Annotated in this window: 3 protein-coding genes; all 3 read right to left on the reverse strand. The window is 70.3% G+C overall.

Going from position 1 to position 2,239, the window contains the following annotated elements; translation table 11 throughout:
* Positions 1 to 703: FAD binding domain-containing protein (locus ACN269_RS34370; protein WP_421477460.1), on the reverse strand; the 703-nt coding region annotated here is incomplete at its 3' end.
* A complete protein-coding gene (locus ACN269_RS34375; protein ID WP_421477462.1) occupies positions 700 to 1,380 on the reverse strand; it encodes an SRPBCC family protein in 681 nt (226 codons plus the stop codon). The genes ACN269_RS34370 and ACN269_RS34375, both read right to left, overlap by 4 nt.
* Positions 1,381 to 1,382: 2 nt before the next feature.
* Positions 1,383 to 2,239: xanthine dehydrogenase family protein molybdopterin-binding subunit (locus ACN269_RS34380; RefSeq protein WP_421477463.1), on the reverse strand; the 857-nt coding region annotated here is incomplete at its 5' end.

Here is a 2,239-nt window from a genome sequence, read left to right on the forward strand (position 1 = left end):
TGATGGCCTGTTCGCCGGCACTGCCGCGCAGCGGCGTGGAGCCCAGGCCCAGCAGCCCGATGCCGCAGCGCGCGACGCGGTCGTCACCGTCCACCTCGAGCGCGACCGTCGCTCCAGCGATGGCGAAATCGCCGTGGCGGCGGGCGAATTCCTCGACTGCGTAACCGCACCGGCCGCGCCACACCGGGAACCGCACCGCGGTCAGGATCTCGTCGGATGCCAGCGAGGTCTCCCACAGACCGGTGAAGAAGTCGGCCGCCGCGATCTGGCGTGAACCGCGGGTGGACACCGCGTCCATCTGGGCATCCAGCAAAAGGGCCACCGCGGCGTACTCGGCGGCGGGGTCCGCGTGCGCGATCGCGCCGCCCAGCGTGCCGCGGGAGCGGATCTGGAAGTGGCCGATGTGCGGGGTGGCCAGCGTGAGCAGCGGAACGCTGTCGGCCACCTCGTCGTCCATCCCGACGAACGCGTGCGGGGTCCCGGCGCCGACGACGATCGCGTCGCCGTCCAGGTCGATGCTGCGCAACTCGCCGATGCGCGAGATGTCGATCAGGTTCTCGAAGTGGGTCAGCCGCATCGCCAGCATCGGCACCAGGCTCTGACCACCGGCCAGTACCTTGGCGTCCTCGCCGAACTCGGCGAGCAACTCGGCGGCCTCCTGCACCGTCTCGGGGCGGTGGTAGGCGAACGGGGCTGCTTTCATGACAGCAGCTTGGCCAGGGCGGCCTGCAGATCGTCGGCGAGCGCCGGCTGCGCCTTCGTGCGCCGGCCCAGCAGGAACCCGGCCGCGGCCCCCGCGGCAACCCCGGCGAGCACCGGAGCGGCTCGCTTGGCCATCGGCACCGCAACGACTTTCAGCAGGTCGACCGAGTCGCCGGCATCGGCCTGCGGTGCGGCTGACGCGGCAGCAGGAGCGGCCGACGCGGCAGTCGGGGTGGTGCCGAGCAGGCTGGCTTCCAGTGACTTGGCGAACTGGCCGATCAGGTTGGTGGCGACGTCGGCCAGCACGCCGCGGCCGAACTGAGCGGCCTTGCCGGAGATGGTCAGGTCGGTGTTGATGAACACCGCGGTCGCATCACCCTCGTCTTTGAGTTGGGCGGTGACGATCGCGGCGGCGCTGCCGTTGCCGCGGGTTTCCTTGCCGGTGGCCTTCAGCACCACCCGCTGGGCGGCCGTATCCTTTTCCTGGAAGGCGGCAACGCCGTTGTAGGACACCGTGATCGGGCCGACTTTGACCTTTACCGCGCCGGTGAACTCGTCGCCGTCGACGCTGAGCAGCGTGGCGCCGGGCAGGCAGGGCGCGACGCGCTCGACGTCGGTGAGCACCGCCCACGTCTTGGCGGCCGGCACCGCGACCCGGAATTCGTTGGTCAGTTCCACGGTTACTGGTCCTCTCTTCGTTGGATTCCCCGGTCGCTTCGCTCCTGCCCTCCGGAGGCTGCGTGTTCGAGCAGTTCGACGATGGTGGCGGGACTGGCGGGCAGCGTGGTCAGGGTGACACCCAGCGGGGCCAGCGCGTCGTTGATCGCGTTGATGACGGCCGGCGTCGAGCCGATCGCCCCGCCCTCACCGGCGCCCTTGTAGCCGCCGACACCGGGGCCGGGGATCTCGACGTGGCCGAACTCGATCGGCGGCACCTCGGTGGCCGTCGGCAGCAGATAGTCGACAAAGGTGGACGACAACGGGTTTCCGTCGGCGTCATAGGACAGTTTCTCCAGTAACGCGCCGCCGATGCCCTGCACGGTGCCGCCGGCCACCTGGCCCTCGACGACGTTCGGGTTGATCATCGGCCCGACGTCCTCGCTGACGATGTAGCGGGTGATATCGACCCGGCCCGTCTCCACGTCGACCTCGCACGTGCAGGCGTGGGTGGCGTTGGCCCAGTGGATCATTGCCGTCGGCGGCGACGCGAAGCGCGCGGTGGCCTCCAGTAGCGCCGACGTGCCCGGGGGCAGCTGAGCCGGATCGTAGTAGGCCCGGTAGGCGATGTCGGCGAAGCTCACGGACTTGTCCGGGTCGCCGGCCACTCTGGCCTTCGACCCGCCCAATTCGATCTCGGCTTCATCGGCACCCAGCAACTGGGCAGCCAAGGTGACCAGCTGCGCGCGCAGGATGGTGCCCGCCTCGTTGACCGCGCCCGCGGTCATCGGGCCGCTGCGGCTGCCCTGGGTGCCCGCCCCGTACGGGGTGACCGCGGTATCGCCCTGGATGGTGGCGACGTCGGCGATGTCGGCGCCCA

The organism is Micromonospora sp. WMMD736 (assembly GCF_049179015.1).
Lineage (GTDB): Bacteria > Actinomycetota > Actinomycetes > Mycobacteriales > Micromonosporaceae > Micromonospora.